The organism is Mesorhizobium sp. M0029, from assembly GCF_040323735.1.
Classification (GTDB): domain Bacteria; phylum Pseudomonadota; class Alphaproteobacteria; order Rhizobiales; family Rhizobiaceae; genus Mesorhizobium.
This window is the reverse complement of record NZ_JAMYVF010000012.1, coordinates 128,263-153,698: the sequence shown is the minus strand read 5'-3', so window position 1 is coordinate 153,698 and position 25,436 is coordinate 128,263. Positions and strand designations below refer to the sequence as shown.

General features: G+C 63.6%; 21 protein-coding genes. 11 read left to right on the top strand and 10 right to left on the bottom strand.

Translation table 11 applies throughout. The features are described 5' to 3' along the window. Positions 1–45 precede the first annotated feature (45 nt). The 4 genes from NKJ76_RS20545 to NKJ76_RS20530 all read right to left on the bottom strand — a co-directional run bounded on the left by NKJ76_RS20545 (position 46) and on the right by NKJ76_RS20530 (position 6,169). The gene (locus tag NKJ76_RS20545; protein WP_031194788.1) at positions 46–498 is read right to left on the bottom strand and encodes a DUF983 domain-containing protein; all 453 of its coding nucleotides are present in this window, start codon (positions 496–498) and stop codon (positions 46–48) included. Then, positions 498–2,804 carry a ribonuclease R gene (gene rnr / locus NKJ76_RS20540; RefSeq protein WP_352499643.1) on the bottom strand — a complete coding sequence of 769 codons (2,307 nt, stop codon included), beginning with the start codon at positions 2,802–2,804 and terminating at the stop codon, positions 498–500. Before rnr ends, NKJ76_RS20545 begins: the two co-directional genes overlap by 1 nt. Positions 2,805–2,808: 4 nt before the next feature. Then, positions 2,809–5,475, bottom strand: a complete 2,667-nt coding sequence (gene topA, locus NKJ76_RS20535; RefSeq protein ID WP_023704548.1) for a type I DNA topoisomerase — start codon at positions 5,473–5,475, stop codon at positions 2,809–2,811. A gap of 316 nt (positions 5,476–5,791) precedes the next feature. Further along, positions 5,792–6,169, bottom strand: coding sequence for a COG4315 family predicted lipoprotein (locus tag NKJ76_RS20530; protein ID WP_023704549.1), 378 nt, complete (start codon positions 6,167–6,169; stop codon positions 5,792–5,794). A gap of 218 nt (positions 6,170–6,387) precedes the next feature. On the opposite strand from NKJ76_RS20530, the gene NKJ76_RS20525 reads away from it, so the two are divergent. The 4 genes from NKJ76_RS20525 (at position 6,388) to NKJ76_RS20510 (ending at position 11,515) form a co-directional block, all read left to right on the top strand. Then, positions 6,388–7,137, top strand: coding sequence for a cytochrome c biogenesis CcdA family protein (locus NKJ76_RS20525; protein WP_023704550.1), 750 nt, complete (start codon positions 6,388–6,390; stop codon positions 7,135–7,137). 122 nt (positions 7,138–7,259) lie between these two features. After that, complete coding sequence (gene glmU / locus NKJ76_RS20520) at positions 7,260–8,633, top strand: bifunctional UDP-N-acetylglucosamine diphosphorylase/glucosamine-1-phosphate N-acetyltransferase GlmU (RefSeq protein ID WP_352538236.1); 1,374 nt, start codon at positions 7,260–7,262, stop codon at positions 8,631–8,633. A gap of 195 nt (positions 8,634–8,828) precedes the next feature. Next, positions 8,829–10,652: a glutamine--fructose-6-phosphate transaminase (isomerizing) gene (gene glmS / locus NKJ76_RS20515; RefSeq protein ID WP_023729847.1), complete on the top strand. Its 1,824-nt coding sequence runs from the start codon at positions 8,829–8,831 to the stop codon at positions 10,650–10,652. 92 nt (positions 10,653–10,744) lie between these two features. Continuing rightward, entirely contained in the window at positions 10,745–11,515 is a 771-nt protein-coding gene (locus tag NKJ76_RS20510; RefSeq protein WP_031193123.1) for a DUF502 domain-containing protein, read from the top strand. Here the strand turns inward: NKJ76_RS20510 and recG are convergent. Continuing rightward, complete coding sequence (gene recG / locus NKJ76_RS20505) at positions 11,467–13,575, bottom strand: ATP-dependent DNA helicase RecG (protein WP_023688323.1); 2,109 nt, start codon at positions 13,573–13,575, stop codon at positions 11,467–11,469. The two genes, NKJ76_RS20510 and recG, sit on opposite strands and share 49 nt — an antisense overlap. Before the next feature lie 314 nt (positions 13,576–13,889). On the opposite strand from recG, the gene NKJ76_RS20500 reads away from it, so the two are divergent. The 3 genes from NKJ76_RS20500 (at position 13,890) to NKJ76_RS20490 (ending at position 19,194) form a co-directional block, all read left to right on the top strand. Further along, the gene (locus NKJ76_RS20500) at positions 13,890–14,177 is read left to right on the top strand and encodes an FAD assembly factor SdhE (RefSeq protein WP_023681561.1); all 288 of its coding nucleotides are present in this window, start codon (positions 13,890–13,892) and stop codon (positions 14,175–14,177) included. 10 nt (positions 14,178–14,187) lie between these two features. Continuing rightward, positions 14,188–17,685: a transcription-repair coupling factor gene (mfd, locus tag NKJ76_RS20495; RefSeq protein ID WP_023701179.1), complete on the top strand. Its 3,498-nt coding sequence runs from the start codon at positions 14,188–14,190 to the stop codon at positions 17,683–17,685. Between the two features lie 135 nt (positions 17,686–17,820). Further along, positions 17,821–19,194: a class II 3-deoxy-7-phosphoheptulonate synthase gene (locus tag NKJ76_RS20490; RefSeq protein ID WP_352538235.1), complete on the top strand. Its 1,374-nt coding sequence runs from the start codon at positions 17,821–17,823 to the stop codon at positions 19,192–19,194. A gap of 58 nt (positions 19,195–19,252) precedes the next feature. On the opposite strand, the gene NKJ76_RS20485 is transcribed toward NKJ76_RS20490, so the two are convergent. The 3 genes from NKJ76_RS20485 to NKJ76_RS20475 all read right to left on the bottom strand — a co-directional run bounded on the left by NKJ76_RS20485 (position 19,253) and on the right by NKJ76_RS20475 (position 21,557). Next, the gene (locus tag NKJ76_RS20485) at positions 19,253–20,023 is read right to left on the bottom strand and encodes an RES family NAD+ phosphorylase (protein WP_352538234.1); all 771 of its coding nucleotides are present in this window, start codon (positions 20,021–20,023) and stop codon (positions 19,253–19,255) included. Next, positions 19,983–20,381, bottom strand: coding sequence for an antitoxin Xre/MbcA/ParS toxin-binding domain-containing protein (locus NKJ76_RS20480; protein ID WP_352538233.1), 399 nt, complete (start codon positions 20,379–20,381; stop codon positions 19,983–19,985). Before NKJ76_RS20480 ends, NKJ76_RS20485 begins: the two co-directional genes overlap by 41 nt. 105 nt (positions 20,382–20,486) lie before the next feature. Continuing rightward, positions 20,487–21,557, bottom strand: a complete 1,071-nt coding sequence (locus NKJ76_RS20475; protein WP_023681555.1) for a GGDEF domain-containing protein — start codon at positions 21,555–21,557, stop codon at positions 20,487–20,489. A gap of 338 nt (positions 21,558–21,895) precedes the next feature. Between NKJ76_RS20475 and NKJ76_RS20470 the strand changes: the two genes are divergently transcribed. The 3 genes from NKJ76_RS20470 to NKJ76_RS20460 all read left to right on the top strand — a co-directional run bounded on the left by NKJ76_RS20470 (position 21,896) and on the right by NKJ76_RS20460 (position 23,381). Further along, a complete protein-coding gene (locus NKJ76_RS20470; protein ID WP_352538232.1) occupies positions 21,896–22,315 on the top strand; it encodes a GFA family protein in 420 nt (139 codons plus the stop codon). A 75-nt stretch (positions 22,316–22,390) separates the two neighbouring features. Next, the gene (locus NKJ76_RS20465; protein WP_023681553.1) at positions 22,391–22,750 is read left to right on the top strand and encodes a diacylglycerol kinase; all 360 of its coding nucleotides are present in this window, start codon (positions 22,391–22,393) and stop codon (positions 22,748–22,750) included. 43 nt (positions 22,751–22,793) lie between these two features. Further along, entirely contained in the window at positions 22,794–23,381 is a 588-nt protein-coding gene (locus NKJ76_RS20460) for a hemerythrin domain-containing protein (RefSeq protein ID WP_023667553.1), read from the top strand. Between the two features lie 3 nt (positions 23,382–23,384). On the opposite strand, the gene NKJ76_RS20455 is transcribed toward NKJ76_RS20460, so the two are convergent. Continuing rightward, entirely contained in the window at positions 23,385–23,993 is a 609-nt protein-coding gene (locus NKJ76_RS20455) for a DedA family protein (protein ID WP_023688331.1), read from the bottom strand. Beyond that, the gene (locus tag NKJ76_RS20450; RefSeq protein WP_023691179.1) at positions 23,990–24,553 is read right to left on the bottom strand and encodes a DUF1003 domain-containing protein; all 564 of its coding nucleotides are present in this window, start codon (positions 24,551–24,553) and stop codon (positions 23,990–23,992) included. Before NKJ76_RS20450 ends, NKJ76_RS20455 begins: the two co-directional genes overlap by 4 nt. A gap of 91 nt (positions 24,554–24,644) precedes the next feature. On the opposite strand from NKJ76_RS20450, the gene NKJ76_RS20445 reads away from it, so the two are divergent. Next, positions 24,645–25,355 (top strand): DNA-3-methyladenine glycosylase I, encoded by a 711-nt coding sequence (locus tag NKJ76_RS20445; protein WP_352538231.1) that lies wholly within the window; start codon positions 24,645–24,647, stop codon positions 25,353–25,355. Positions 25,356–25,436 lie beyond the last annotated feature (81 nt).

Sequence of the window (25,436 nt, the reverse complement as noted above, 5' to 3'; positions counted from 1 at the left end):
TTCACGGTCGGCATGTTGCGCCAGGCGACATTGCCCTGACGCAAACTAGGTTCCGGGATGCGGCTCGGTGCCGTCTTTTTCGCCGCCGAAGCCGTGCATATAGAGCGCCCATTGCAGTCCGATGACGGCGCCCTTGACCGGTTGCAGCAGAGCGACCGACAACACGATGGTCAGCGGCACCCAAATGGCGATGTGCTGCCACATGGAGAGCGTCGAGGTCGCCTCAACGCCCATGAAGGCGCCGAGAACGATGTGGCCGACAATGACGATGACGAGATAAGCGGGCAGGTCGTCGGCGCGGTGGTGGTGGAACTCCTCACCGCACACGGCGCATTTGTCGACACTTTTGGTGAAGCCGGCGAACAACCTGCCTTCGCCGCAATGCGGGCAGCGGCCAAGGGCGCCGCGCTTCATCGCCGTCCACAGCGGGCGGGCGACTCGGCCCGAATGATGTTCGCCGCCGAAAACCTGCTTCTGGATTCCCATTTCGCTTGCCATTATCGTCTCCTGCCGCGCGACCCCGGGCGCGATTGCGACGCGCGGGCGCGGCCTTTTGCCTTGTGAAACGACCGTTTGGAGCCGGGCAGGGGCTTCGGGTCGGTCAGCATCTCGAAACGCATCGCGCCGGCCATAGGCGCCACCTCGATCAGGCGAACCTCGACGCGGTCGGCAAGCTGATAGCCCTTGCCGGTGCGTTCTCCGAACAGCGATCGCGCGGTTTCGTCATATATATAGTAATCGCCATCCAGACTTGACACCGGGATGAAGCCATCTGCGCCAAACTGCGGCAATTGGACAAATAGTCCCGATTTGGTGACGCCCGAAATGCGGGCGTCGAAGCGGTCGTCGATGCGCTCGGCGAGGTAGGCGGCGATCAGCCGGTCGACGGTGTCGCGCTCGGCCGCCATGGCGCGGCGCTCGGTGCCCGAGATCAGCACCGCGACGTCTTCCAGCCGCGTCTCTTCGTCCTGCGTCAGCCCGCCGGGGCCGAGCCCAAGTGCGGCAATCAGCCCGCGATGCACGATCAGATCGGCATAGCGGCGGATCGGCGAGGTGAAATGCGCGTAGCGCTTCAGGTTGAGGCCGAAATGGCCGATGTTCTTGGGCGAATATTCGGCCTGACTCTGCGAGCGCAGCACCACTTCGTTGACCAGCCCCTCATTGTCGGCGCCACGCACGCGCTCGAGAATGCCGTTGAACTGGGCGGGCCGCATCTGCGCGCCACGCGCCAGCGACAGGCCGAGCGTCTGCAGGAACTCGCGCAGCGATTCCTGCTTGGCCAGCGACGGCGCATCGTGGACGCGGTAGACCAGCGCCTGCTTCTTCGCTTCCAGCGTTTCGGCGGCGGCGACATTGGCCTGGATCATGAATTCTTCGATCAGCTTGTGGGCGTCGAGCCGCTCCGGGACGACGACGCGGTCGACGGTGCCGTCCGGCTTGAGCAGGATCTTGCGCTCGGGCAGATCAAGCTCGAGTGGCTGGCGGCCATCGCGGCCGCGCTTGAGGATGGCGTAGGCGTCCCACAGCGGCTTCAGCACCGTATCGAGGATCGGGCCGGTCTTGTCGTCAGGAAGGCCGTCTATCGCGGCCTGGGCCTGCGGATAGGCGAGCTTTGCCGCCGATTTCATCATGACGCGGTGGAAGGTGTGACGCAGCTTGCGGCCATCGGCGGCAAAAATCATGCGCACGGCAAGCGCGGGACGGTCCTGGCCTTCGCGCAGCGAGCACAGGTCGTTGGAGATGCGCTCTGGCAGCATCGGCACGACGCGGTCGGGGAAATAGACAGAATTGCCGCGTTTCAGCGCCTCGCGATCGAGTGCGGTGCCATAGCGGACATAGGCTGCAACATCGGCGATCGCCACCGTGGCGATCACGCCGCCGGGGTTCTTCTCGTCGAGGTCGGGCGTGGCGAAGACGGCGTCGTCATGGTCCTTGGCGTCGGCCGGGTCGATGGTCACCAGCGGCAGGTCGCGCCAGTCCTCGCGGTGAGCAAGCGTCGCCGGTTTTACCGCCTCGGATTCGGCGATGACGTCGGCCGGGAAGATATGCGGAATGTCGTGCGCGTGGATGGCGATCATCGAGACCGCCTTTTCGCTGGTCAGCGAGCCCAGCACCGCCAGCACTTTTGCGCGCGGCAAACCATACCGGGAGGCCCGCGCGGGCTCGACCTCGACAAGGTCGCCGTTCCTGGCGCCGTTCTGGAATTCCTTGTCGACGATCAGTTCGGGCTGGCGACGTTCGACCGGCTCGATGCGGAAGGTGCCGTCCCTCAGGATCCGGAAGACGCCCAGCACGGCATCGGTGCGCTTCTCGAAAATCTTCATCACGCGGCCGGTATAGGCAGGCCCGGTCGCATCGTCGGTCGGGAAGGTCTTGGCCAGCACACGGTCGCCGATGCCCGGCTGCGGGCCATTGCCGCCGCGCGAGACGCGGATCGAGACGACGGGCGGTTCGCCGGTGCCTACGGGCTCGGCAGGATGCGCCAGCAGGATGCCGTCGCCATCGCGGCCAAAAATGTCGAGTACGGCGACATGCGACAAGGCGCCGACACGGGCCAGCCGTTTGCGCTCCTTGGTCAGGATGCCTTCGTCCTGCAGGTCGCGCAGGATGTCCTTCAGCCAAATGCGGTCGTCGCCGCGCAAGGCAAACGCCTTGGCGATGTCGCGTTTTCCCGCGCGGTCGGGGTTCTCGGCGATGTAGCGCAGGATTTCGTCACGCGACGGGCGATAGTCGTCCTTGACCTTGGCGCGGGTATCCGCGGTGCGCGGATCGCCGTGGCTTCTACCGGTGATCCTGCGCGCCACGCTGCTATCCCTTTTTCTTCGCCGCCGGCTTCTTGGTCGCCGATTTCTTGGCTGTGGTTTTCTTGCCAGTGGTTGTCTTGCCAGTGGTTGTCTTGGCTGCGGGGGCCTTGGCGGCTGCCGCCTTGCGGAACGGCTTCTTGCCGCCGCCGCCCTTGGCTTCCTTCTCGGCAATCAGCGCCACCGCGTCCTCGACGGTCACCGACTGCGGATCCTTGCCCTTGGGCAGTGTCGCGTTGACCTTGCCGTAGTTGACATAGGGCCCGTATTTGCCATCGCGCACGACGATCTTGCCGCCGCCATCGGGATGGTCGCCGAGTTCCTTCAGCGCGGCAGCAGTGCCGCCATTGCGGCCGCCCTTGCCCTTCAGCTGCTTCTCGGCGATCACGGTGACAGCGCGGTTGAGGCCGATCGAGAACACATCCTCTATGCTGTCGACATTGGCATAGGTGCCATCATGCAAAACAAACGGACCATAGCGGCCAAGCCCGGCGGAGATCATCTTGCCGGATTCAGGATGCTTGCCGATATCGCGCGGCAGCGACAGCAGCGCCAAGGCCTTTTCATGGTCGATCGAGTCGGGCGTCCAGCCCTTGGGCAGGCTGGAGCGCTTGGCTTCCTTGCCGTCGCCGCGCTGGATATAAGGACCGAAGCGGCCTGAGCGCAGCGTGATTTCCTCTGCTGTGTAGGGATCGTTGCCGAGCACCTTGGTGGCGTCCTCGCCGCCGCCATTCTCGCCATTCGGGTTGGCGGCATCGCCGAGTTGGCGGGTAAAGGAACATTCCGGATAATTGGAGCAGCCGACGAAGGCGCCGAACTTGCCGAGTTTCAGCGACAGATTGCCGGAGCCGCATTTTGGGCAGATGCGGGGATTCGAGCCATCCTCCCGCGCGGGGAACACCAGCGGCGCCAGTTCCTCGTTCAGCGCATCGAGCACGTCGGTGACGCGCAGTTCCTTGATGTCGGCGACGGCGCCGGAAAAGTCTTTCCAGAAGTCGCGCAGCACGTCCTTCCAGGCGAGCTTGCCGTCGGAAATCTCGTCAAGCTTTTCCTCGAGTGAGGCCGTAAAGTCGTATTCGACATAGCGCTCGAAGAAGCTTTCGAGGAAAGCCGACAGCAGCCGGCCCTTGGCCTGCGGCACCAGCCGGCGCTTGTCGATGGTGACGTAGTCGCGGTCTTCCAACGTCTTCAGGATCGCGGTGTAGGTCGACGGACGGCCGATGCCGAGCTCTTCCAGCTTCTTGATCAGCGACGCCTCGGAGTAGCGCGGCGGCGGCTCGGTGGTGTGCTGGGTGGCATTGATCGCCTGACGGGCCAGCTGCTCGCCGGCACGGATCTCGGGCAGACGACGGTTTTCCTCGTCTTCGGCGTCGTCGTCCTTCTGGTCGGTGTAGGCGGCGATGAAGCCGTCGAAGCGAACGACGGAACCGACGGCGCGAAGCTCCGCGGTGCGAGCGCCATTGACCGCCTCGATTTCGACCGTGGTACGCTCGATCTCGGCCGACTGCATCTGGCTGGCGATGGCGCGCTTCCAGATCAATTCGTAAAGCCGCAGCTGGTCGGAATCGAGATACTGCCTGACCGAAGCCGGCGTGCGCATGAAATCGGTCGGGCGGACCGCCTCGTGCGCTTCCTGGGCATTCTTAGCCTTGGCTGTGTACTGGCGCGGCTTTTCCGGGAGGTATCGTGGGCCGAATTCCTTGGCGATGGTGTCGCGGGCGGCGTCGATCGCCTCCGGCGCCATCTGCACGCCGTCGGTTCGCATATAGGTGATCAGGCCGGTGGTCTCGCCGCCGATCTCCATGCCTTCATAGAGGCGCTGCGCCACCTGCATGGTGCGCGTCGCCGAAAAGCCGAGGCCCGACGATGCCGCCTGCTGCAGCGTCGAAGTGGTGAAGGGCGGGCCAGGATTGCGCCTTGTCGGTTTGGCTTCCACCGACAGAGCCTTGAAGGTCGCGCCTTCGAGCATGCCCTTGATATCGTCGGCCTGCGCCTTGCTGGCGATGTCGAGCTTCTGCAGCTTCTTGCGCTCGAACGCGGTCAGCCGCGCCTCGAAGCTGTCGTTACGTGGCGTGCCGAGGAGGGCAGCGATCTGCCAGTATTCCTCGCGGATGAAGCGCTCGATCTCGGATTCGCGGTCGCAGACCAGGCGCAGCGCCACCGACTGGACGCGGCCGGCCGAACGGGCGCCCGGCAATTTGCGCCACAGCACCGGCGACAGCGTGAAGCCGACGAGATAATCGAGTGCGCGGCGAGCCAGATAGGCATCGACCAATGGTGCATCGATCTGGCGCGGATTGGCCATCGCTTCCAGCACCGACGACTTGGTTATGGCATTGAAGACGACGCGGCTGACCGGCTTGTCCTTCAACACGCGCTTCTGCTTGAGCACCTCCAGCACGTGCCAGGAAATGGCTTCGCCCTCGCGATCCGGATCCGTGGCGAGGATCAAGCCATCGGCATCCTTGACCGCGTTGGCGATGTCGGTGAGACGCTTTCCGGACGCGGTGTCGACCGCCCAGGACATGGCGAAATCCTCGTCGGGACGCACCGAACCATCCTTGGCCGGCAGATCGCGGACATGGCCGAACGAGGCCAGAACCTTGAAGTTCTTGCCGAGATACTTGTTGATTGTCTTTGCCTTGGCCGGCGATTCGACGACGACGACGTCCATGAGGTCTCATATCAGCTGTGGGGCGGCAGAAGAATTCCGCTGCGTGACGCATTCAATTGGTCGCTCACATGGCCGCGCTTTTGCGATCGGTCAAGGGCAAGCGGCCAAAATGCGGAGGCGTGTGCCGCAATACACTCTTAGAGTGTATGGAGAAGATCACAAAATTTCTGTCTGGGACGGTTCGTGTTTCGAGCCACCGGGAAAGGCGCCGCGACTAGTTCGTGCTGCGCGTAAATGCCGAACTGGTCGCCGGGTCGCTTGGAGCCGGCGGCCAGCCGAGTCCCGCCGATGGGGTGCGGGATAGAGGTTCGGACGATCAGTCGGCCTTGACGATGTGCCAGACTTCGCCGACGCCGTCGCCGGTGATGTCACCGGCCTTCTTGTCCTTGATGAAGGTGTAGACCGGCTTGCCGTCATAGGCCCACATCTTGGTGCCGTCGGTGCGGTCGACGATGGTCCATTCGTCGTCCGCCTTGGCGCCGTCCTCGGCCTTCAGCGGCGGCCAGTTGGTGGCGCATTTGTCGTAGCAGTTGGTCTTGCCCTTCTCGTCCTTGTCATAGGTATAGAGCGTCATGCCATTGGCATCGGTGTAGATCTTGGTGCCACCGACATCGGCTTCCTTCCACGCTTCGGCGGCGAAGGATGCGGCGGTGCTGAGCAGAAGGGCGGCCAGGCCGACAGTGATGCTTTTCATGGAAATCTCCCTGGTGATCCGACGAAGCGCGCAGAAATCGCGGCTTCGCTGTGTGAACGCTCGGCGAGGGGCATTTCTTCCCCGACTTGGTCAACTTGGGATTGGTCGGTAACAATTCGTCCGGCCGGACCGTATGTGTAGCCAAATGCCACACGATGGTGATTGGCGAACACGGTTTTCCACCGCTATACCGGCGCCAAGGAATCTGGAGTTCTGGAATGCCATTGGACATCGGCTATGTCAGCGCGGTCGGAGCGGGGGCGATCTCGTTCCTGTCGCCTTGCGTGCTGCCGCTGGTGCCTCCCTATCTCTGCTACATGGCCGGCGTGTCGGTCGACGATTTTCGCGGTGACGATGCCGGCGTCACGGCCAAGGCCGGCGCCCGCGGCGCGCTCATCTATTCCTCGCTCGCCTTCGTACTCGGTTTCTCCACGGTGTTCGTGGCGCTTGGCGCCGGCGCCTCGACCATCGGCCACTGGCTGCGCGTCTGGCAGGAGCCGCTGGCGATGGCGGCCGGGGTGCTGATCATCCTGATGGGGCTGAATTTCCTCGGCATCCTGCGCATACCACTTCTGTCGCGCGAGGCGCGCTTTCAGTCGCAGGGCAAGCCTGCCAGCATGGTCGCCGCCTATGTCATGGGGCTGGCCTTCGCCTTTGGCTGGACGCCGTGCATCGGCCCGGTGCTGGGGCCGATCCTGACCTTGGCCGGCGGCCGCGAGACGGTGGGCGAGGGGGCGCTGCTGCTCGCCGCCTATTCGCTTGGCCTCGGCATTCCGTTCCTGATCGCTGCCCTGTTCTCCGGCGCCTTCATGCGCTTCCTCGGCAGGTTCCGCGTCCATCTCGGCCGCGTCGAAAAAGCCATCGGCGCGCTGCTGGTCGTCGCCGGCGTGTTCTTCCTCACCGGCGGCGTGCAGACGGTGTCCTACTGGCTGCTGGAGAATGTTCCGGTGCTGGGCCGGCTGGGGTAGAGATCCGCTGATCGAGAGTGAACTGCCTCATCACCTCACCGGAATTTAACCCCATTGGTGCAGCATGGCGCCAGATGCTACCACTCTGCGATTCCTGATCCCATTCATACGGTTGTCCTTCCATGAGCCAGAGATCCTGCTTGTCCGTCATTCTCGCCGCCGGCGAAGGCACGCGCATGAAGAGCGCGATGCCGAAGGTGCTGCACCAGATCGCCGGACTGCCGATGGTCGCCCATGTGGTGAAAGCGGCCGAGGCCGCCGGCGCCCGCAGCCAGGCGCTGGTGATCGGCCATGGCGCCGATGATATGCGCAAGGCGGCGGCGAAATTCGCGCCCAAGGCCGAGACCTTCGTGCAGGAGAAGCGGCTCGGCACTGCGCATGCCGTGCTGGCTGCGCGCGATGCGATATCAAAGGGTTATGACGATATTCTCGTGATGTTCGGCGACACGCCGCTGATCGACCCTGAAGCCCTGGTGACCGCGCGGCAAAAGCTTGCCGATGGCGCGGCTGTTGTGGTGATCGGCTTCCGCCCGCCCAGCCAGACCGGCTATGGCCGGCTGATCGAAAAGGGCGGCAAGCTCACCGCCATCCGCGAGGAGAAGGACTGCTCCGCCGAGGAAAAGAAGATCGGCTTCTGTAATGCCGGCATGATGGCGGTGGCGGGCAAGCATGCGCTCGACCTGCTCGACCAGGTTGGCAACAAGAACGCCAAGGGCGAGTTCTATCTCACCGACATCGTCGAGATCGCCAGTGCGAAAGGGCTCGATGTCGTTGCCACCGAAACCAGCTTCGAGAGTGCGCTCGGCATCAACAACCGAGCCGAACTGGCGCAGGCCGAAGGCATCTGGCAGGTGCGCCGGCGCTACGAGGCCATGCGGTCGGGCGTAACGCTGATCGCGCCGGAAACCGTGTATTTCTCGCATGACACCGAAATCGGCGCCGATACGATCGTCGAGCCCAATGTCTGGTTCGGACCGGGCGTGAAAATTGCAACCGGCGCCAAGATCCACGCTTTCAGCCACATCGAAGGCGCCACCATTGCCTCCAACTGCGTTGTCGGGCCGTTCGCGCGGCTGCGGCCGGGTGCCGATCTTCGCAACAAGGCGAAGGTCGGCAATTTCTGCGAGGTCAAGCAGGCGGTCATCGAGGAAGGCGCCAAGGTCAATCATCTGACTTATATCGGCGATGCCCGTGTGGGCGCGGGGGCCAATATCGGCGCCGGCACCATTACCTGCAACTATGACGGCTACTCGAAGTTTTTCACCGACATCGGCGAGGGCGCCTTCATCGGTTCGAACTCGTCGCTGGTGGCGCCGGTTACGATCGGCAAGGGCGGCTACATCGCCTCGGGTAGCGTCATAACCGAAAGCGTGCCGGACGATGCGCTGGCCTTCGGCCGCGCCCGCCAGAAGACCATTCCCGGCAAGGGCAAGGAATTGCGCGAGCGCTTCGCGTCTGCCGCAGCGGCGAAGAAAAAGGCCGGCACCGACCATTAACCGCCGAAGCAATTGAACAACCGAGGAATTGCGGTAACCGGATTGCAAGAGCGGTGTGTCATAGTGCATCGGGTTGAGAAGCGTTCCGTTACAGCAGACGAAACGCAAAGTGACTTTCGCGGCGGGCCGGCAATCCCTAGATAGCGCTGGTTTTCCATCGGGACTGGTTTTCCAGCGGGAATTGGGGGCAGGCATATGTGCGGTATCGTCGGAATTGTCGGCCAGAGCCAGGTCGCGCCGCTCATCGTCGATGCGCTGAAGCGGCTGGAATATCGCGGCTATGACTCGGCCGGTGTCGCCACGGTCGAGCATGGCCGGCTTGGCCGCCGCCGCGCCGAAGGCAAGCTGATCAACCTCGAACGCCGGCTGAAGGACGAGCCGCTCAATGGCACGATCGGCATCGGCCACACGCGCTGGGCCACGCATGGCGTGCCCAACGAGACCAACGCCCATCCGCATTTTTCCGACGGCGTCGCCATCGTACACAACGGCATCATCGAGAATTTCGCCGAACTGCGCGACGAACTGATCCGCGACGGCTATTCCTTCTCGTCACAGACCGACACCGAGGTCGTGGCGCACCTGGTGGCGCGCGAACTCGCCAAAGGGTTGAAGCCGATCGAGGCGGCGCATCAGGCGCTGAAGCGACTGGAAGGCGCCTTTGCTCTGGCCATCATGTTCACCGGCGACGAGGACCTCATCGTCGGCGCCCGCAATGGCCCTCCGCTGGCCGTCGGCCATGGCGATGGCGAGATGTTTCTGGGCTCCGACGCCATCGCGCTGGCGCCCTTCACCAATTCCATCACCTACCTTGAAGACGGCGACTGGGCGGTGGTGCGCCGCGATGGCGTCACCATCTTCGACATCGACGGCAAAGAGGTTGCCCGCAAGCGCCAGCAATCACTATCGACCAGTTTCATGGTCGATAAGGGCAACCGCCGCCATTTCATGGAAAAGGAAATCCATGAACAGCCCGAGGTGATCTCGCATACGCTGGCGCACTATGTCGATTTCGTCTCTGGCGTGTCGAAGCCGCTGGAACTGCCGTTCGACTTTGCCAAGATCGGCCGGCTGGCGATCTCGGCCTGCGGCACCGCCTATCTCGCGGGGTTGATCAGCAAATACTGGTTCGAGCGCTATGCGCGGCTGCCGGTCGACATCGATGTCGCCTCGGAGTTCCGCTACCGCGAAATGCCGCTATCGGCTGATGACGCGGCCTTCTTCATCTCGCAGTCGGGCGAAACCGCCGACACGCTGGCGTCGCTGCGCTATTGCCGCAAGGCGGGCATGAAGATCGGCGCCATCGTCAATGTGCGCGAATCGACCATGGCGCGCGAATCCGACGTCGTGCTGCCGACGTTGGCCGGGCCGGAGATCGGCGTCGCCTCGACCAAGGCTTTCACCTGCCAGCTTTCGGTGCTGGCCTCGCTGGCGGTGCGTGCGGGTGTGGCGCGCGGCACGATCTCGAAGGATGAGGAAAAGACGCTGGTGCGCGCTCTTTCGGAGGCCCCTCGCTACGCCAACCAGGTACTGAAGCTCGAAGAGCAGATCGAGCGCATCGCGCGCGAAATCTCGCGCTACAAGGACGTGCTCTATCTCGGACGCGACACCAATTTCCCGCTGGCCATGGAAGGCGCGCTGAAACTCAAGGAAATCTCCTACATCCATGCCGAGGGTTATGCCGCGGGCGAACTGAAGCACGGGCCGATCGCGCTGATCGACGAGAACATGCCGGTCATCGTCATCGCGCCGCATGATCGCATCTTCGAAAAAACCGTGTCGAACATGCAGGAAGTGGCGGCGCGCGGCGGCAAGATCATCCTGATCACCGACGCCAAGGGCGCGGCGCAGGTCAGCGTCAAGACGATGGAGACGATCATCCTGCCCGACGTGCCGGAAATCATCTCGCCGATCATCTATGCGCTGCCGATCCAGATGCTGGCCTACTACGCCGCCGTGTTCATGGGGACGGACGTCGACCAGCCGCGCAACCTGGCGAAATCGGTGACGGTGGAGTAGTCGGCGCTCATCGGGGGTCTAAAAAACTTCGCAGTTCCAAAGCGCCGTCCGCTTCACTAGTGTGGCGCTGCAACCCGCGTCCCCGGTGAACCATGTCCGATGCTCCCAGAACTTCAGGCATGACCCGGCTGAGGAACTATTTCCTCACAGGCTTTATCGTCTGCGCGCCGCTGGCGATCACCGCCTATATCGCCTGGTCGTTCGTCGGCTGGGTCGATTCCTGGGTGAAGCCGTACATTCCGGCGCGCTACAGCCCCGACACCTATTTGCCGTTTCCGGTGCCCGGCTTCGGCCTGATCGTGGCGCTCGTGCTGATCACGCTGATCGGCTTCATGACCGCCAACATCGTCGGTCGCGCCATCGTCAATTTCGGCGAACGGCTGCTTGGCCGTATGCCGCTGGTGCGCGGCATCTACGGTTCGCTGAAGCAGATTTTCCAGACGGTGCTGTCGAACAAGGGCGATATGTTCCGCCAGGTCGGGCTGGTCGAATATCCGCGAAAAGGCGTCTGGTCGCTGGTCTTCGTCGCCAGCGAGAAGGAAACCGAGATCAACCAGAAGCTCGACCATGCAGGCGACCCGATGATCGCCGTGTTCATGCCGTGCACGCCGAACCCTACCACCGGTTTCCTGATGTACGTGCCGAAATCCGACATCGTGCTGCTCGACATGACGATCGAGGACGGCGCCAGGCTGATCGTCTCGGCCGGGCTGGTGGCGCCCGAAGTTAAGCCGAAAATGGTGACGATGAACGGCCAGCCGATCGACGGAGATCTCGCCAACCCGCCGCTTGGCGGGCTGATCGCCGAGGGCGCTCAGCCGGCGCGCAAGAGCCGTACGGCCTCGTCGCGGCCGAACAAATAGAGCAGCAGGCGCAGCGCCTCGCCGCGCTCAGACTGTAGTTCCGGGTCGCGCGACAGGATCAGCCTTGCATCGTCGCGGGCTGCTTCGAGCAAGTCGGCGTGCACCTCGATGCGCGCCACCTGGAAGCCCGGCGTGCCGGACTGGCGGGTGCCGAGCAATTCGCCTTCGCCGCGCAGCTTCAGATCCTCTTCGGCGATCAGGAACCCGTCCTCGGTCTCGCGCATCACCGACAGCCGGCGCTTTGCCGTCTCGCCGAGCGGGTCCTTGTAGAGCAGCACGCAGGAAGAAGGCTTGTCGCCGCGCCCGACGCGGCCGCGCAGCTGGTGCAGTTGCGCCAGGCCAAAACGCTCGGCGTGTTCGATGACCATGATCGTGGCGTCCGGCACGTCGACGCCGACCTCAATAACGGTGGTGGCGATAAGGATGCGGGTTTCGCCGGCCTTGAAGGCGCGCATCGCCTCGTCCTTTTCGGCGCCCTTCATGCGGCCGTGCACGAGGCCGATGCGATCGCCGAACAAGGGCTGCAGCGAGGCAAAACGGTCCTCGGCCGACATAAGCTTGATCTCTTCGGATTCCTCGACCAGCGGGCAGATCCAGTAGATCTTCTGACCGTCGGCAACCGCGTCCAGCATGCGACCGACCAGCTCGTCAAGCCGTTCCAGCGGCAGCGTGACGGTGCGGATCGGCTGGCGGCCGATCGGTTTTTCCGTCAGCTTGGAGACGTCCATGTCGCCGAAGGCGGTCAGCACCAGAGTGCGCGGGATCGGCGTCGCCGTCATCACCAGCATGTCGGGGGCGTCGCCCTTGGCGGTGATGGCAAGCCGCTGGTGGACGCCGAAGCGGTGTTGCTCGTCGACCACGGCAAAGACGAGGTCGTGATAGGTCACCGTTTCCTGGAACAGCGCATGGGTGCCGACGACGATGTCGATCTCGCCGCTGGCGAGACCTGATAGCGTTTCAGTGCGTTCGCGGCCCTTTTCGCGGCCGGTCAGGATAGCGACGCGCAGGCCGGCCTGTTCGGCCAGCGGCGTGATTGTCGCCAGATGCTGGCGCGCCAGGATTTCGGTCGGCGCCATCAAGGCCGCCTGGCCGCCGGCCTCGACTGCGCGCCCCATGGCCAGCAGCGCCACCACCGTCTTGCCGGAGCCGACATCGCCTTGCAGCAGGCGCAGCATGCGCTCGGGGTCGGCCAGATCGGCATTGATTTCGGCAAGCGCGAATTCCTGGCTGCCGGTCAATGAATAGGGCAGGGCTGCGCGCAGTTTCTCGACGATGCGACCGTCGCCGATGAGCGGCCGGCCCGACAGGCGGCGCACTTTTGCCCGCACCAATGCCAGCGAGACCTGGCCGGCGAGAAGCTCGTCATAGGCAAGGCGGCGCCATGCCACCCCCTCGATGGCGACATCGATCGGGTCCGCGGGATAGTGGATGCGGGCGAGCGCGTCGGCGAAGGCGGGGAAAGTCTGCTTGCGCATGAAGGCGCCGTCCTGCCATTCCGGCAATTCCGGCAGCCGGCCGAGCGCCTGGCCGATGGCGCGGCGCAGCACCTTGCCCGACAGGCCGGCGGTCAGCGGATAGACCGGTTCGACCAGCGGCAGTGTTTCCGCCTCGCTCACCAGGGCGATATGGTCGGGATGGACCATGGTCGGGCGGCCGTTGAACCACTCCATGCGGCCGGAGACGACGACATGCTCGCCCACCGGCATCGCCTTTTCGAGATAGGCGGCATGGGCGTGGAAGAAGATCAGGCCGATCTCGCCGGTGTCGTCATGGGCATAGACGCGGTAAGGCACCGACCGGTTGCCGCGCGGCGGCGGCTGGTGGCGGTCGATGCGCACGTCGAGCGTGACGATGGCGCCGGCCGGCGCAAGCGCGATGCCGGGACGATTGCGACGGTCGATGACGGTGTGCGGCAGCACGAACAACAGGTCGCCCGCGCGCGCCGGCCGTTCGCCGAGATCGGCCGCCACCACCTTCTCGATCAGAGCGCCAACCTTGGGGCCGACGCCGGCAAGCGAAGTGATGGGGACGAAGAGAGGGTCGAGGAGGGAGGGGCGCATGCCTTTACCCTCCCCCCTGTGGGGAGGGTCGATCCGCGAAGCGGAGCGGGGTGGGGGTAGGTGCGCGTCTAACTTTCGAGGAAGTCGGTAGGTCAGCGCCGCACCCCCACCCCGTCTCACTCGCTTCGCTTTGCGAAGCGTGCTCGCCGACCCTCCCCACAAGGGGGAGGGTGAAGTGCGGGCGGTGTCCGGCACCAGCGTTGTCAGGAGTGTTCTTCACACCCGGGATGTTTAGCCGCCCACCCGTGCGTTGCAAGGCTGACACCGCCCTCTATCCACGCTATATGCGCCGCACCAAGCAAGGATGCGGCACGATGACCGGGACGAAACGATCAAGCGAGGGGCTGGATATCAGGCGCCGCAAGCTGTTGTTCCGCTCCTGGCATCGCGGGATGCGCGAGATGGACCTTATCCTCGGTACGTTTGCCGACAACGAGATCGGCGCCTTGACCGGCGATGAAATCGACCAATATGAAAGGCTGCTCGACATTCCCGACACCGAATTCCTGCCCATGGTCACCGGCGAACGCCCGGTTCCCAGGAATATCGACTGTGCCGTCCTGCAAAAGATCCTGGCATCGCGCCGGACCATGACATTTTAAACGTGCAACCATGAGCCTCATTCCCAAAATCGGTCTGCCGAAAGGCCGTGCCGGCCAGTTCATCGTCGACGGCGTTGCCGATGGCTACGAAGCCTTTGCGCTGGTGCAGGCGATCCATGAGATTGCGCCTGACAAACCGGTGCTGTTCGTGGCGCGCGACGGCCAGCGCCTGCCGTCGATCATCGAGGCGCTGACCTTTGCCGCCCCCGGCCTGCCGGTGCTGGAGTTGCCGGCCTGGGATTGCCTGCCCTATGACCGCGTTTCGCCAGGCTCCGATGCCGCTGCCAAGCGGCTCGACGCCCTGACGGCGATGATCGCGCTGGCAAAAAAGCCGCATCGCGCGGTCATCCTGACCACTGCCAATGCGCTGCTGCAGCGCATTCCGCCGGCCGATCTGGTCGAAGCGCAGACTTTCCACGCAAAGCCCGGCAACCAGATCGACATGAACGCGCTGGTGTCCCGGCTGGAGATTTCCGGCTTCGAGCGGGTGCCGACGGTGCGCGGTATCGGCGAATTCGCCGTGCGCGGCGGCATCCTCGACCTCTACGCACCCGGCTGGACGGAAGCACTGCGGCTCGATTTCTTCGGCGACACGCTGGAATCGATCCGCGTCTTCGACGCCGCCACGCAGCGCACCACCGGCCAGCGCAAGTCGATGGCGCTGCAGGCGATGAGTGAAGTGGCGCTGACCCCCGAAACCATCAGCCGCTTCCGCCGCTCCTATATCGAAGCCTTTGGCGCGCCACAGCGCGACGACGGCCTTTATGCGGCGGTGAGCGAAGGGCGGCGCTTTGCCGGCATGGAGCACTGGCTGCCGCTGTTCTACGAGCGGCTGGAGACAGTGTTTGATTATCTGCCGGATGCGCCTGTCATCTTCGACCATCTGGCGCACGAAGCGCTGGCTGAGCGTCACACGCTGATCCTCGACCACTACGAAGCGCGCCGCAAACAGGCCGACGCCGCGTTGAAGGACGCCGTGCCCTACAAGCCGGTGGCGCCGGACCTGCTCTATCTCTCACCGGAAAACCTCGTGGCGTCGCTCGGACCGCGCGAAGCCATCGACTTCACCGCCTTCGACGCGCCCGATGTCGGGGCCAAGAAGGTCTTCCATGGCGGCTCGCGCCATGGCCGCAGCTTTGCCGAGGAACGGGCTGACCCAAACATCAACGTCTTCGATGTCGTCGTAAAACACATCGCTGACGAGCGCGCGGCGCGCCGCCGGGTCATCGTCGCCGGCTGGACCGAAGGCTCGCTCGACCGGTTGGGCCAGATCCTGGCCGAGCACCATCTCGGCAATCTCGTGCCGGTGGCGACGCTGGCCGAGGCGGAAAAGCTCGAGCCGGGGCAGGCGGCACTCGCCGTGCTGCCGCTGGAATCCGGCTTCGAGACCGAACAACTGGTTGTCGTCGCCGAGCAGGACATTCTGGGCGACCGGCTGATCCGCCGCTCGAAGCGCAAGAAGCGCGCGTCGGATTTCATCGCCGAGGCCTCGTCGCTGTCGGCCGGCGACATCGTCGTCCACGCCGATCACGGCATTGGCCGCTTCATCGGCCTGCGCACCATCGAGGCGGTCGGCGCGCCGCATGACTGCCTGGAAATCCACTATGCCGGCGACGACCGGCTGTTCCTGCCGGTGGAAAACATCGAGCTTCTGTCGCGCTACGGCTCTGACACAGCCGAGGCGACGCTGGACAAGCTCGGCGGCGGCGCCTGGCAGTCGCGCAAGGCGCGGCTGAAGAAGCGCCTGCTCGACATGGCCGGACAGCTGATCCGCATTGCCGCCGAGCGCCAGATGCGTACCGCGCCGCCCATGGTGCCGGCGGAAGGGCTTTACGGCGAATTCTCGGCGCGCTTTCCCTACGAGGAGACCGACGACCAGCAGGGCGCGATCGATGCCGTCGTGGACGATCTCGGCGCCGGCAAGCCGATGGACCGGCTGATCTGCGGCGATGTCGGCTTCGGCAAGACCGAAGTGGCGTTGCGCGCCGCCTTCATCGCGGCGATGGAAGGGTTCCAGGTCGCGGTCGTGGTGCCGACGACGCTGTTGTCGCGCCAGCATTTCAAGACCTTTTCGCAGCGCTTCTCCGGCCTGCCGATCCGCGTCGGCCAGGCCTCGCGGCTGGTCGGCGCCAAGGAACTGGCGGAAACCAAGAAAGCCATCGCCGAGGGGCAGGTCGACATCGTCATCGGCACCCATGCACTGCTCGGGTCGGCGATCTCGTTCAAGAATCTCGGCCTTCTGATCATCGACGAGGAGCAGCATTTTGGCGTCAAGCACAAGGAACGGCTGAAGGACCTCAAGACCGACGTCCACGTGCTGACGCTGTCGGCGACGCCGATCCCGCGCACGCTGCAGCTTGCCTTGACCGGCGTGCGCGAACTGTCGCTGATCGCCACGCCGCCGGTCGACCGCATGGCGGTGCGCACCTTCATCTCGCCCTTCGATCCGCTGGTCATCCGCGAGACGCTGCTGCGCGAACGCTATCGCGGCGGCCATTCCTTCTATGTCGTTCCGCGCATCAGCGATCTCGCCGAAATCCATGATTTCCTGCGCGAATCCGTCCCCGAGCTGAAGGTGGCGGTGGCCCATGGCCAGATGCCGCCGGGCGAACTCGACGACATCATGAACGCCTTCTATGACGGCCAGTACGACGTGCTGTTGTCGACCACCATCGTCGAATCCGGGCTCGACATTCCGACCGCCAACACGCTGATCATCCATCGCGCCGATATGTTCGGCCTGTCGCAGCTCTACCAGCTGCGCGGCCGCGTCGGCCGTTCCAAGGTGCGGGCATATGCGTTGTTCACGCTGCCGGCCAACCGCAAGCTCACCGACACGGCCGAGCGCCGGCTGAAGGTGCTGCAGTCGCTGGACACGCTTGGCGCCGGGTTCCAGCTCGCCAGCCACGACCTCGACATCAGGGGCGCCGGCAATCTACTCGGCGAAGAACAATCCGGACACATCAAGGAGGTCGGCTTCGAGCTCTACCAGCAGATGCTGGAAGAGGCGGTGGCCGAGGTGAAGGACTCCGGCGAGGTCCAGGACGGCGGCTGGTCGCCGCAGATCGCTGTCGGCACGGCTGTCATGATCCCGGAAAGCTACGTGCCGGACCTTCAGCTCAGGCTGGCGCTCTACCGCCGCCTTGGCGATCTCGAAAACACCGAGGAGATCGATGCTTTCGGCGCCGAGCTGATCGACCGCTTCGGCCCGCTGCCGGAGGAAGTGAAGCATCTGCTCAAGATCGTCTTCATCAAGGCACTCTGCCGGAGGGCCAATGTCGAAAAGCTCGATGCCGGCCCCAAGGGCGTTGTCATCCACTTCCGCAAGCGCGAGTTTTCCAACCCGGTCGGGCTGGTCAAATATATCGGCGAACAGGGCTCGCTGGCCAAGATCAGGGCCGACCACAGCGTGGTCTTCATCCGCGACTGGCCGACAGCCGAGAAGCGTCTGGCGGGCTCGGCTGTCGTCATGACGCAGTTGGCGCGGCTGGTGGAGAAGGCCGCATAGCCCGCCGGCTACCATTCGCCAGCGCTTGAATTCCGGTCTAGAATAGAAAATCGGCTTCGTGTATGGAGCCGCGATCCCCATGTGGGGCGGGAATGGCGGGCAAAAGCCTGCTGGAAAGAGCGTTTGGGTGCAGCGATGACGAAATGGTCGCCGAATTCTTGGAGAGCGAAGCCGATCAAGCAGGTTCCTGCCTATCCGGACCTTGCCGCGCTGAAGAGCACGGAAGCCCAGCTCGCCACCTTTCCGCCGCTGGTTTTTGCAGGTGAGGCGCGCAAGCTGAAGAAGCAGCTTGCGGCTGTCGCTGCCGGCGACGCATTCCTTCTGCAGGGCGGCGATTGCGCCGAGAGTTTCGCCGAACATGGCGCCGACAACATCCGCGACTTCTTCCGCGTCTTCCTGCAGATGTCGGTGGTGCTGACCTTTGCCGGCGCGCAGCCGGTGGTGAAGGTCGGCCGTGTCGCCGGCCAGTTCGCCAAGCCGCGCTCGTCCGACAATGAGACCAAGGGCGAGGTGACGCTGCCAAGCTACCGTGGCGACATCATCAACGGCATCGAGTTCGACCCCAAGTCGCGTATTCCCGACCCGGCCCGCCAGGAAATGGCCTACCGCCAGTCGGCGGCGACGCTTAACCTGCTGCGTGCCTTCGCCCAGGGCGGCTATGCCAGCCTGGAGAACGTGCATAGCTGGATGCTGGGTTTCGTCTCCGACAGCCCGCAGGGCGAGAAATACGGCAAGCTCGCCAACCGCATCACCGAGACGATGGACTTCATGAAGGCCGTCGGCATCACCTCGGAGACCAACTACGCGCTGCGCGAGACCGACTTTTACACCAGTCACGAGGCGCTGCTGCTCGGCTATGAAGAGGCGCTGACCCGCGTCGATTCGACCTCCGGCGACTGGTACGCAACGTCGGGCCACATGATCTGGATCGGCGACCGCACCCGACAGCCCGACCATGCGCATGTCGAATATTGCCGCGGCATCAAGAACCCGCTCGGCCTCAAATGCGGCCCGTCGCTGACGACTGACGGCCTGCTGGAGCTCATCGACCTGCTCAATCCGGAGAACGAGCCGGGCCGGCTGACGCTGATCGCCCGCTTCGGCTCCGACAAGGTCGCCGACCATCTGCCGAAGCTGGTGCGCGCGGTGCAGAAGGAAGGTCGCAGCGTCGTGTGGTCGTCCGACCCGATGCACGGCAATACGATCGAGGCTGCCGGCTACAAGACGCGGCCGTTCGACCGCATCCTCAAGGAAGTGCAGACCTTCTTCGAGGTGCATCGCGCCGAAGGCACGCACCCCGGCGGCATCCATGTCGAGATGACCGGCAAGAACGTCACCGAATGCACCGGCGGCGCCCGCGCCATCACCGCCGAGGAGCTGCAGGACCGCTATCACACCCATTGCGACCCGCGCCTCAACGCCGACCAGGCGATCGAGCTGGCGTTCCTGGTGTCGGATCTCTTGAAGAAGAGCCATCCGGTGCAGCACAAGCAGGTGGCTAACGGCTGAACCCGTTTTCAGAATTGAAATGATAAGCGCCAGAGAAATCCGGCGCTTTTTCGTTTGATCAACGCCCGCGTTCCCAGCGCAATCCGTTGAGCCGGGGATCATTGGCGAAGGCGGTTCTGGAAAACTCGATGCGCCTTTCCGGAAATTCGCAGATCCCCTGGACGCCGAGGGAGCCTAGCCGGATGCGCCATGTGTGCGGCTCCAGCGGCTTGGCCTTGGTAAAGCCGCGGCATGTCAGCAGCGCCACATTGACGCCCTTCGGGTCGCGCGCCGAACGGTAACGGATCGCCTCCAGCCCAGCCTCACGCGCGACATCGGCAATCGCCTGGCTGGCGGCATAGTCGGTCGGATGCGTCCAATGGGCCCGGTCGCGGTCGAGCGGCGGCCGCGTCAGGTCGATGGCATTGTCGGTACGGATCGCGGCGGCGAAGGCGGTGTATTCGGCGGCGTCGTGCGGCCATGGCGTCTCGGGCGAATCGGCGAAGAACAGCAGGCGGTAGAAGGCCATTTCGGCGACCGCCGTCATGATCGTCTCCGCCGCGTAGTAGACCCCCAGAGTGCGGCCGGCGCGGCGGAAGCGCGAGCCGTACGGATAGATCGACCCGTAGCGGAACGGCGTCGCCAGAAGGTAGTGGAGATGCCGGCACTCCATGGGGATTTGCGGCTTGGTTTCCTCGATCAGATCCTCGAGCAGCGCCTGTTCATCCAGCGTGTCGACGACTTTCAGCGTCGAGACCCTGTGCTGCGCCTCGACCATGCGCCAGTATTTGCCGTCGAGCCGTACGGCTTCAGACGAGAGCGCGTCGGGAGTCCAGATAGGCAATGACATCGACAAGCCCGGTAATGGTGAGGATCTTTTCAAGCGGGCTGCCATCGAACGCCGTGTTGGCGTTCTTCAGCCATGCCCGGGCTATCGTCTCGTCACCGCCGACAATGGCGTCGAGCGAACGGAACAGCCGCACGAACAGCACCGCGAGTTCGAACGGCTTGGTGCCGCGCTCCAGCAGGAAATCCTGCCTGCGCATGCGTGAAACCGTGGCTTCCGAGACGCCGATGATCGACGCAAGCACCCTGGCGGTTATATCCAAGAGTTCGGCGGCGCGCAGCGTGGCCTTGGTCAGAACCGCATTTTCGGCCGCCTTCGCGGTCAGATCAGGGGCGGCAGCATTGGGTTGTGTAACAGACATGGCCTCTCTCTTTCCATGGAAAATATAGTCCACGAAAATTCATATGGAAAGAGGCGGGATCCGATAAATTTGCCCGTGCCCGGGAATTGGCTGCACGCCGAAGCGTCAGTCTTTCTTGTATAGCAGCCAGTTCTTGCCGGTGCGGCCGGCCATTGTCGAGTGCCGGGTGACGCGGTTGCGCCCGCCAACCTTGGAGCGGTAGAGCGCCCGGTCCGCCTTGGTGTAGAGATCCTCCGGGCTTTCCGCTTCGGAAGCCATGCAGATGCCCATGGAAACGGTCACCGTGCCGTAATTGGCGCCGGTCTGGCTGCTGGTGAACGGCGTCTGTTCGATCAGCACGCGGATGCGTTCGGCGATCTCGTAAGTGGTATCCTCGCTGGCGCCCTCGACGATCAGCGCGAATTCCTCGCCGCCGGTGCGGGCTACGAACATGTCTTCACGGATGCTGGTCTGGAAGATTTCAGCGACGATCTGGATGATCTTGTCGCCGACCGGGTGGCCGTAGCGATCGTTGACACCCTTGAAATGGTCGATGTCGGCAAGGATCAGGGCGTTGAACAGGATCCCCTTGTTGGAGGTGTAAATCGCCGTGATTTGCTTGTCGAAGGCGCGGCGGTTCCAGATATGGGTCAAGGGGTCGGTGTCGGCGAGCCGCTTGTACTCCTCAAGCTTCGACTTGACGCTCTCCAGTTCCGCCGTCTTGTCGCTCAGCGTGGTTGCAACCTGCTTGCCGTGGTCGAGGGTCGAGTTGGTGGCCGCCGCCATGGCGCTGGCGACCTTCTGCAGCAGATCCTGCGAAAGCAGGCTGCGGTTGGCGAGGCCACTCGATGTCTCATCGAGGATCTTGCCGTATTTCTCGATATGGCTACGTTCGCTGCGCAGCAGCAAGGCGATGTCCTCGAGTTCCCTGGCCAGCACGTCGCGCGCCTGCTCGACAATGCCGGGACCGTGATGCTGGGCAAAGAAAGCGCGGCCGATGCGGTCGAGATCGTCCTGCGTCGGCTGGTTGCCCAGCGCGACGACGGCCAGGCCGAGTTCGCGATTGGTGCCTTTCAGTGCTTCGTAGAAGATTTCGTAATTGCGCGGCAGGCCAAGCACGCCGAGCTGACGCATGGTCGCCACAACGGCTGTTGCAATGTCGCTGTTTCGGTCGGTCTGGACGGCTGCCGGCTGCATGTTCTGTTCACTCTGCCTCTGGGAACCATCGCAGACCGTGCGAGATGCCGCCGACCGGAGAGTGCCAGCCGTATTTCGGATCATCCTGCGAAAGACACGTCCCCAATCGCGACATTCGCTTGGCAACGACCATAGATGCGCCGGCGCTAAAGTTTCCTTAATGTGCCGCCAGGTAACGCGTCCGTTCTACCGCAGGCTGCAGAAATGGTTTGCAAAGATCCTGAGGTCAGGTCCGAACACGCCCACCCCATGTCGCATTTGCCGGTGCCCGGCTGCGGCAAAACTGAAATCCTCTCGGCCAGCGGCGAAGCCGTGGACGATGGCTGGTGGAGGTAGGGATGAGCGACAACCACAGCGGATCTTGCCTGTGTGGAGCCGTGCGTTTCCAGACGCGAGGGCCGTTGCGCGGCGTCATTTATTGCCACTGTTCGCAGTGCCGCAAGCAGAGCGGGCATTTTTACGCCGCGACCAACGTCGCCGACGGCGACATCACGATAACCGGCGCCGACAACATCAGCTGGTACGAATCGTCTTCCTTTGCCAAGCGCGGCTTTTGCAAGATCTGCGGCTCGGTGCTGTTCTGGAAGCCGGGTCAGGATGCCTATGTCTCAGTTCTGGCCGGATCGTTCGACAACCCGACCGGGCTCGAAGGCCAATGCCACATCTTTGTCGGCGACAAGGGCGATTACTATACGATCGACGATGGACTGCCGCAGTTCGAGAAGTCGACGCCGACGATCAAGGTTGCGGAGGAGTGATTTTGCGGCGGCTGCCTTATTCCCTTGATCCAGCCATTGCGATATCCCCTGCCGGTGATTCGAAGGGGATGCGGCATGCAGCGGCTGATCGGTGCTTACTTCAATTCTGTGCGAGCCTTTCGCAAGCTCGCCGCCAGCGAAAGGGCATTTCAGCAGGAACTGATGCTGCTGGTGCTGGCGCTGCCGCTCGGCTGGTTCGTCTCGGTCTCGTGGCGCGGCTACGCGCTGTTGATCGGCGCGGTGCTGCTGCTCATCATGGTCGAAGTGCTGAACACCGGCATCGAGGCAGCCTGCGATGCCTTCAGTCGCGAGTTCAACGTCGACATCCAGCTCGCCAAGGACTGCGGCTCGCTGGCGGTGCTGATTTCGGTTATTATCGTCGCCGGCGTCTGGGGAATCGCCCTCATCGAGCGCATCACGGGACTACCGATCTGATCTGAACGCTCCCATATGTTAGTCACCAAAGGAGACTGACGTCGTGGAAGCCAATTTTCTGCTGCTTGAAAGAGCCGGCCTGCCGGAAGACCTGCGCTGGCTGGCGGAAAAATATCCGCGCGAGACATGGCAGGGCCACGCCAACATCCACGGCATGGCAAACATGTGGCTGCAGCGGCACGACATGTTCCGAGAGCTGGGCGGCATGCTCACCAACGGCATTGGCGACTATCGCGAAGGCAGGCTGACGGCGCCGGATTTCGCGCGCTGGTTCGCGCCGCGGCTGAACCACTTTCTCGGCAATCTCGACGGCCACCACAATGTCGAGGACTACCAATATTTCCCGGCTTTCGCCAAGGCGGAGCCGCGCCTGAAGCGCGGCTTCGAAATCCTCGATGCCGACCATCACACCATTCATGAGGGGCTGGAGCGCAACGCCGAGACGGCGAACGCCTTCATCCGCACGCTCGAGGAGAGCGAGGACAGGCAGCGCTTCGCCGCCGACGCCTATGCGGACGAGAACAGCCGGCTGATCGCCATGCTGAAGCGGCATCTGGCCGACGAGGAAGATCTCATCATCCCGCTGATCCTCGATCGCGGCGACCGGGCTCTGGTCGAGGACGACGACTGAACCTTACGATGTGGTTTCGCTGTCGCGGGCGTCCTTGGCGCGCTCCTTGCCGGCGACGGTGCGGGCGATGAGCCAGGCAAGGATGGCGACACCCAGACCTATGGCAAGCGCGATCAGCAGCCGTTCGTGATGGAGCAGTGCCTTGCCTATCATCTGCTCGGCGCCGAGGCCGAAGACGTAGCCGATGCCGCAGAACAAAGCCGCCCAGACCAGCGACGACACCGCGTTGAGGATAACGAAGCGCGCTACCGAAATGCTGGCGAAACCGGCCGCGATGCCGCCGACCAGGCGCAGGCCATAGATGTAGCGGTTGGACAGGACGAATATGTTGGGATGGGACGAGACGAGACGGTAGGCGTGGTTGAAGCCGGGCCTCGCCTTCAGTTTCAGCACCCTGGGATGGTCGGCAAAGCTGCGGCCGAGAATGAAGAAAAACGTGTCGCCGACGAAGGCGCCAATGGCGGCCGTGAGGAAAGCCTTCCAGAGGATGAAGACATGCTGATGGGCGAAGAAGCCGCCGAGGATGGCCGCACTTTCGCCTTCGGCGACACAGCCCAGGAAAACCGCGATCAACCCGTATTGCTCGATGAGGTGATGGACGATCCCGGTCATTGAGAGGTTTGCCGGCCCGACAGTTTTTCGTCTATGCGGTTCACCTGTTCGGCCAGGCGCGCAATGTCCTCGCGCACGCCGATGATCTGGCTGTGGCGCAGTTCGTCCAGCTTTTCATGCAGAGCCATGATCTCGATCTCGGCCTTGAGGTTGACCTCATAGTCATGCGCGGCGTCGATGCGGTCGCGCGCGGCCTGGCGGTTCTGCGACATCATGATCACCGGCGCCTGCAAGGCGGCGATCATCGACAGCACCAGGTTGAGGAAGATGAAGGGATAGGGGTCGAACGAGTCTCGCCCGAGCAGCCACCAATTGGCGCCGATCCACAGCACCAGGAAAGCAATGAAGGACAGGATGAACGTCCACGAGCCGCCGATGCGGGCAATGGCATCGGCGATCCGGTCGCCGGCGCCCTGAAGGCCGGTGAGGCTGTCGTTGATATCCTGCGAGATGGGCTTGCGGTCGACAGTGCTCTGCAACACCCGCCGCTCGAGCTCGCTGAGGCCCTCCGGCGTTCGCTTCAGCCAGCGGTTGGCCAGTTCTGGCACGGTCTTGTGCATGGATGTCTCCATAGGAAAAGCGTCGGCTTGGCAGCCTCGTTTGCATATAGGAAGATGGCGTTTCGTCAAAAGCGCGGCGCGAGGATGCAGGATGCCCGATTTCGCGAAGATTCGCGCCCGTGCTGCAAAACGCAAAGGCGGCGACGCGGTGCTGACCTCGCTGCTCGGGCCGGCGCCTGAAAATGCCGCCGTGGCTGACATTACGGACGATCGTATCCTCTCGACAATGGCCGAGCGGGTGTTTGCCGCCGGCTTCGTCTGGCGCGTTATTGAACAGAAATGGCCCGGGTTCGAGGACGCGTTTCTCCATTTCCAGCCGAAACGGCTGTTGTTTCAACCTGATGACTTCTGGCACGACCTGACGGCTGATCAACGCATCGTGCGCAACCCGCAGAAGATCAAATCCGTCCGCGACAACGCCGCCTTCGTTGAGCGTGTGTCGAAGGAACATGGCGGTTTCGGCAAATTCCTCGAGGAGTGGCCTGGCGACGACCAGGTCGGGCTGATGGCGTATCTCGGCAAGTATGGCAGCCGGCTTGGCGGCAACACCGGCCAGTATTTCCTGCGCTGGCTGGGCTGGGACGCATTTGTCATCTCAGCCGATATGGGGGCGGCACTGCGCGACGCCGGCCTCGACATTGCGGAAAGCCCGACGTCGAAGAGGGACCTGGCCAAGATCCAGATGCAATTGAACGAATGGCATGTCGAAACCGGTTTGCCCTATCAGCATCTGTCACGCATTTTGTCGCTGTCCATTGGTGCGAACCATTCGGCCGAAGAGATCCGGGAATGGTGGGAATAGCGGGATCGGGTTGAGCCGGCCGTCCACTGAGGTTCGCATCTGGCATATGGTCTTGAAACACCGTGCCATTGCCGGAGCAAT